This is a genomic window from Myroides phaeus (assembly GCF_900099675.1).
Taxonomy (GTDB): domain Bacteria; phylum Bacteroidota; class Bacteroidia; order Flavobacteriales; family Flavobacteriaceae; genus Flavobacterium; species Flavobacterium phaeum.
In genome coordinates, this window is record NZ_FNDQ01000050.1 from 1 (window position 1) to 2,626 (window position 2,626).

Here is a 2,626-nt window from a genome sequence, read left to right on the forward strand (position 1 = left end):
ATTAAGTACTTTAGAATGATGTATAGAGGTGTAAGAGATAAGTCATTTTTCCTGTTTAGATTGACGAAACTTTTTGCTTAGTCCCCAACTTTTGCACCTGATCCTTTGTTTTAGGGGGGCGTGTGCATTGTAGTTGACCTCAAAGAAGGGGTATATAGATATAAAAAAAGGACATAATCTGTAGATTATGTCCTTTTACCTTGTAGCGAAGACGGGAGTTGAACCCGTGACCTCAGGGTTATGAATCCTGCGCTCTAACCAACTGAGCTACCTCGCCATATAGACTGCTATTACTTCTGTAATGCGAGTGCAAATATAGAACAAAAAGATTACAATGCAAGCGCTAACACTGATAAATGCTGATTTTTTTTAAAGTTTTTCATTTTGAAGAGACTTTTTAATTTAGCGTATTGAGTGATTTTATTTGTAGGTATTTAAAAATGAAAAGATTAAGGTTGGTGTGTCTTCTGTAGCTATTAAAATAACTTTTTAAAAATATTTTATTTTTTTTGTGTATCAAGTTTAGCAAGTGATTTTATTTCTGATTTGTTGTTTGTATGATGAATATTGTAAACTTTAAAATGTTGATTGGAGTGGATGAAAGGTAATTTATCTATGATTGGTTATAACAAACAAGTTTTTCTGTGAATGAATGAGCAGATTAGTGCAACAAATTAGCTGTTTATAATTTGTTTGTTAATCCTATTAATTTGGTACAAATTATTTAAATAGCGAAAAACTCCATAGAGATAAGAACCTACGAATAATGCCATAGCTATTTTTAAAAATAAGTAGATAAGCCATCCTATCAAAGGTAGAAATAAGAAAAATTTTGAAGTAAAATTGTGCAGTAGTTTCCAACCAGCAACAAATGAAGCACCTACATAAAATGCCGCTCCATAAAGAGATAAAAGGGAGTTCCAAGTAAATAATTCTTTAGAAGGAAATGAAGGACGGGTTACCATAACATATGCAAGTAAAACCATAATAATTCCACCGATTAGCATATCTCTATTGTCTTTTTTAAGAGCTTCTTTTTTGTTTAATAGGTTATAATATTGAGAATCCATTTTCTATTTTTTTAAATTGTCTTTTAATATATAGCCAGTCATTACCCCACTTTCAGTTGTTACATTTACTTTGAAAAAATATTTAGTAGTACTAATGCTGTCAACTTTATGTCCTTCTCCTAATGTTGCTATAGGAGATGTTTGTATATCCGGTACTTTAAATAGCTTGGTTGCAGTTGAAGTTTGCCAAGACGCTTGTTCAAAGTTTTTTGCTGGCGTTACGGCACTTTCACTTTGAAAAGGAGAGAAGAATAATATAATTAGAAATGCTGCGCCAACAAGCTTTGCAATATTACTTATAGAAAGGTTTTTTTTAGGCTGAGTTTTATTGAAATAAGACAGTTTACTTTTATAAGAGTTTATTTGTTCTGCTATTTTATGGTGATTTTTAATCCACTTTTCAATTTCTGGATTAAAAACGACTCTCTTGTAGTTTGACTGAGTAGACGAATATGAATTCGCGTTTTGTTGATTAAACTCAGATGATGTAGAAGAAGATGAAAGAAGTGTATTGTATGCAGTATTTATTTTCTTAAACATATTGGTTAAAAACTCATCACCCCCTGTTTTATCAGGATGATACTGTTTTGTTAATTTTCGATAAGCAACTTTGATTTCATCTATTGAAGCATTTTCCTCAAGGCCTAAAATTGTATATGACTCTCTTTTATTCATTCCTTTTTATTTAGTTTGATGCCAATTAGTAACTTTATCCTCCCAAATATTAATAATCAATTGAGAGCTTCCATTAGCACCATATTTCCATACTTGTCCTTTGTTTGTATTAAAAACAATATCATTAGGAGGTCCCATAGCTACTTTAAGTAAAATTAAAGGCATGTTTTCAAATATATATCCTTTAAGAGCTTTTTCAATCCAAGCTGAAGAAAAGTGCTTGGCTAACTCATTTTTTAAAAGATATTCATTGTTTTGATTTGTTTTTTCAGCTTGAAGTAGATTATTTTTTAATAATTGAATATGTAGATTTCGTCTTGTTTTTTGTTTTCTATCTTGATAAAACCAATAAAAAAAGTAACATGCAACGATGAGTAATCCAATGTAAAAAAGAGGTTCTTCAGGTTTTACTGCTTCATTCATAATGTTTTGGAATAGTAATATTCATAAAAATACACTATTTGATTAGAAAAACTATTTTAATAATATATTGTTAAAGTTGTAAGGGGGTAAAGTAAAAGAAACGGACTTATTTTTTATACATAGGTTTGGGTGGGTAATTTTATATGTAAAATTATTCTAATTAATATTAACGTATAGTGTGTTAAAGACTTATGTGGAAATTAATATTGTATAAGGGGGGGAAGAATAGATAAAAAGTTATAAGTTTTTTATTAGTAGTAATTACTATTTTCTTTTTAGAAGATCTAAACTTTTTGAATAGTATCCAGCTTTCGGATCAAGCACAAAAGTTGGGGAGGAAGTTGTAAAATAATATATTTGCACCATGATGGATAGCAAAGAAATACTAAAACTAATCCTACCTGAGTACTTGGTAGAGCATTTCAATATTACAAAAGTTGAAGAATTAAATAGTCGTT

Annotated in this window: 3 protein-coding genes and 1 tRNA gene; all 4 read right to left on the reverse strand. The window is 29.7% G+C overall.

The window, feature by feature from the left end; all coding sequences use genetic code 11:
• Positions 1–203 precede the first annotated feature (203 nt).
• Positions 204–277 (reverse strand) — tRNA-Met (locus BLT46_RS13005).
• A 397-nt stretch (positions 278–674) separates the two neighbouring features.
• Entirely contained in the window at positions 675–1,070 is a 396-nt protein-coding gene (locus tag BLT46_RS13010) for a hypothetical protein (RefSeq protein ID WP_090410539.1), read from the reverse strand.
• Positions 1,071–1,073: 3 nt separating this feature from the next.
• Positions 1,074–1,745, reverse strand: a complete 672-nt coding sequence (locus BLT46_RS13015; protein WP_090410540.1) for a J domain-containing protein — start codon at positions 1,743–1,745, stop codon at positions 1,074–1,076.
• Positions 1,746–1,751: 6 nt separating this feature from the next.
• Positions 1,752–2,168: a hypothetical protein gene (locus BLT46_RS13020; RefSeq protein WP_090410541.1), complete on the reverse strand. Its 417-nt coding sequence runs from the start codon at positions 2,166–2,168 to the stop codon at positions 1,752–1,754.
• Between the last annotated feature and the right edge of the window lie 458 nt (positions 2,169–2,626).

Excerpts from the sequence above, each read along its gene's own strand:
- BLT46_RS13010 (WP_090410539.1), bottom strand. The coding sequence starts at position 1,070 with ATGGATTCTCAATATTATAACCTATTAAACAAAAAAGAAGCTCTTAAA.
- BLT46_RS13015 (WP_090410540.1), bottom strand. The coding sequence starts at position 1,745 with ATGAATAAAAGAGAGTCATATACAATTTTAGGCCTTGAGGAAAATGCT.
- BLT46_RS13020 (WP_090410541.1), bottom strand. The coding sequence starts at position 2,168 with ATGAATGAAGCAGTAAAACCTGAAGAACCTCTTTTTTACATTGGATTA.